The sequence below is a fragment of the Spirillospora sp. NPDC049652 genome, assembly GCF_040675125.1.
In the GTDB taxonomy this organism is placed as follows: Bacteria; Actinomycetota; Actinomycetes; order Streptosporangiales; family Streptosporangiaceae; genus Spirillospora.
In genome coordinates, this window is record NZ_JBFAOF010000775.1 from 1 (window position 1) to 3,544 (window position 3,544).

The following is a 3,544-nucleotide window of genomic DNA, read 5'->3' on the forward strand; positions in this document are numbered from 1 at the left end:
GCCGACGTCATCCTCGCGCGCAGCACCGACGAGGCCTCCGCCGCCGTCCGGATGGGCGTGCGGCGCGACGCGATCCGCATCACCCCGCCCGGCGTGGACGTCGAGCTGTTCTCCGAGGTCGGCCCCACGATGCCGCGCGGCGACCGGCTGCGCCTCACGGTGATCTCGCGGAACCTGTCCGACGGCTCCGCCGAGACCGCGATCCGCGCCCTGCAGCACGTCCCGGACGCCGAGCTGGCCGTCGCCGGCGGTCCCGAGCGCGAGGAGCTGGAGGACGACGCCTCGGTGCGCCGCCTGACCGTCCTCGCCAAGCAGCTGAACGTCTCCGACCGGGTGATCTTCCTCGGCCGGATGCCGCGCCGCTCGCTGCCCCGCCTGCTGCGCACCTCGCGGCTGGCGCTCGGCCTCGCCCCGACCGAGTCCGCCCCGACCGCCGCGCTGGAGGCCATGGCCTGCGGCGTCCCCGCGGTCGTCACCCCGGTCGGCACCAACGCCGACGCGGTGCTCGACACGATCACCGGCCTGCACGTCCCGGCGAACCGCCCGCGCCAGATCGGGCTGGCCGTCCGGCAGCTGCTGGCGGAGGAGACCACCCGGCACGGCTACGGCATCGCCGCCGCCGACCGGGTCCGCTCGCGGCACAGCTGGCCGCGGATCGCCGACGAGACCGAGCGCGTCTACCTGACGATCACCCCCGAGCCGGAGATCCTGCCGGAGCCGGGCCAGGAGCCCGAGCGCGAGCCGCAGCCCGCCCCCGAGCCCACCAAGGTCCCCGCTCCCGCGCCGCAGCCCGAGCGCGAGCCCGAGCCCGCCTCGCAGGCCGCGTCCAGCGTGGCGAGCGCGCTGGCCGAGACCGACAGCGAGCTGGTCGGCTCGCTGACCTGACCCGGTGTCCCGTCCCGGGGCCGCCCGCCGGCGGCCCCCGACGACCACCGCCCCAGCGGCGAGACCCGCTGAGCCGCCCCTTCTCCCGTCCGGGCGGCCCGGCGCAGGCCCCGGCCCCCGATCCGGTCAGGATCGGGGGCCGGGGCCTTGCCTGCCTGGTCTGTCGGTTCCCGATGCCATACTGGGGCGATTCAGGGGAGGTGCGGAAAAGGGTGCTCATCGGCAGGAAGGCGCAGTTCGCCGCGCTCACCGCGGCGCTGGACCGGGCCGCCGCCGGCCGCGCCGGGGTGGTCCTGGTGGGCGGCGACGCCGGGGTGGGCAAGTCCCACCTGGTCGCCGAGCTCACCGCCACCGCGCGCGGCAAGGGCTTCGCCGTGCTGACCGGCCAGTGCGCCGCGCTCGGCGAGTCCATGCCCTACCTCCCCCTCGCCGACGCACTGTGGACGGCGCTGCGCGATCCGCAGTCCGCGGAGGATGAGCGGCACTGCCTGGAGAAGGCGCTGTCGGCGCGGCCGGTGCTGCGCAGGCTGCTGCCCGACGGCGACGGCGCCCCCGACGAGGCGTCCGACCTCGGCCGCCAGCAGCTGCTCGGCGCGACGCTCGGGCTGCTGGGCGAGCTGGGCGGGCAGCGCCCGGTGCTGCTCGTCCTGGAGGACCTGCACTGGGCCGACCGCTCCACGCGCAACCTGCTGGTCTTCCTGAGCCGGGTGCTGCAGCGCGAGCGGGTCTGCCTCGTCGGCACCTACCGGACCGACGACCTGCACCGGCGGCATCCGCTGCGGCCCGTCGTCGCCGAGCTGCTGCGGCTGCCGAACGTGTCGGCGGTGGAGCTGAAGCCGTTCCGGCCGGGCGAGACCGCCGAGTTCCTGACCTCGCTGATCGGGACGGGCGCCGAACCCCCCGCCGACCTGGTCGAACGCGTCCACCGCAGGTCCGAGGGCAACCCGTTCTACGCCGGTGAGCTGTTCGCCGTCGGGGAGGACGGGGAGCTGCCCGCCGCCCTCGCCGACCTGCTGCTCGCGCGGGTGGAGCGGCTGTCCGAGGACGCCCAGCGCGTCGTCCGGGTCGCGGCCGTCGCGGGCCGCCGCGTCGACGACGAGCTGCTGCGCCGCGTGTCGGGGCTGTCGGAGGCCGCGGCGGGCGACGCGCTGCGCGACGTGGTGTCGCACCAGATCCTGGTGCCGAGCGGCGCGGCCGGATACACCTTCCGGCACGCGCTGCTGCGCGAGGCCGTCTACGCCGACCTGCTCCCCGGCGAGCGGACCCGGCTGCACCGGGCGTTCGCCGCCGAGTTCCTGCGGGCGGTCGCGCCCGCCGGCGAGCAGGCGGTCGCGGACGCGAACCGTCCGCCGCGCGCGGCGGCGGAGCTGGCCTACCACTCGATGGCCGCGCACGACCTGCCGACCGCGTTCGCCGCGTCCGTGCGGGCGGGGCAGGACGCCGAGCGGATGGGCGCGCCCGACGAGGCGTACGAGCACTACGACCAGGCGCTGTCGCTGTGGGACAGCGTGCCCGACCCGGCGGAGTCCGCCGGGCTCGCCCGGGTGGACCTGGAGTGGTCGGCCGTGCGGTCGTCGGGACGGTCCGGGGACGTGCGCCGGGCCGTGCAGCGGCTGCGGCGGCTGCTGACGCTGGTCGATCCGGACGACCGGGCGCTCGGCGCGGAGGTCCGCGAACGCCTCGCCTACTACCTGCACGAGAACGACCGGCTGGAAGAGTCGCGCAAGTGGGCGCAGGAGGCGCTCGACCTCACGCCCGTCGAGCCTCCGACCTCCGCCCGGGCGCGCGTGCTGGCGACCTATGTGCGGTCGCTGCTCGCCACGCCCGAACGGTACGACGAGGTCCCGGCGATGGCGGCCGAGGCGCTGCGCGTGGCGCGCGAGGCGGACGTGCCGTCCGCCGAGGCCGCCGCACTGATCTCGCTCGGGCAGCACACCGAGGCGACGCTCGGGCCGGGGCCGGAGGTCACGCGCGCCTACTCCGACGCGGTCCGCCTGGCGCGGGCGTCGGGGAACATGCAGGTGACGCTGCGCGCGCTGTACGTGCAGGCCCACCTTCCGTACGAGACGGGCGAGCTCGCGCGCGCCCGCGCGCTGGCCGACGAGGCCGTCCGGTTCACCCTCGACAACGGTCTCACCTGGTCGACCTACGGCATCAACCTGCGGTTCCTGCAGTTCCTCATCGCCTACACCGAGGGCGACTGGGACCGGGCCTCCGAGGTCGCCGACGGCTTCGGCATCCGGGTGGTCCGGGACGTGGAGGCGGTCGTCTCCGCGTACGCGCTGTTCCTGGACGTGGCGCGGGGCAGCGCCCGGGCCCTGCACCGGCTCCAGTGGATCAAGCCGCTGTGGGACGGCGACCAGTTCCTCATCTACGTCGCGCGCGGCCTGGCCGCCGAGCAGCGGATGTGGGAGGGCGACGAGGCCGGGGCGCTGGCGCACGTCGCGACCGTGCTGGCGTCCGGGCGGCCGACCGACACCGGGCTGATCCGGATCGCGGCGGTGGGGCTGTGGGCGCACGCCGACCGGGCCGTCCGGGCGCGGCGCGCCAAGGACGCCGCCGCCGAGGCCGCGGCCCGCGCCGCCGCCGACGAGCTGGTGGAGAAGGCCCGGTTCGCCGCGACGCACACCCTGGACGGACGGCACGACGCGTGGATGGG

The 3,544-nt window shown here is 76.5% G+C and carries 2 protein-coding genes; both read left to right on the top strand.

Annotation, left to right across the window (positions count from 1 at the left end; all coding sequences use genetic code 11):
* Positions 1 to 885, top strand: an 885-nt coding sequence (locus AB0J52_RS32345) for a glycosyltransferase (RefSeq protein WP_500186621.1), incomplete at its 5' end; no start/stop codon positions are given.
* 212 nt (positions 886 to 1,097) lie between these two features.
* Positions 1,098 to 3,544, top strand: a 2,447-nt coding sequence (locus AB0J52_RS32350) for an ATP-binding protein (protein WP_500186622.1), incomplete at its 3' end; no start/stop codon positions are given.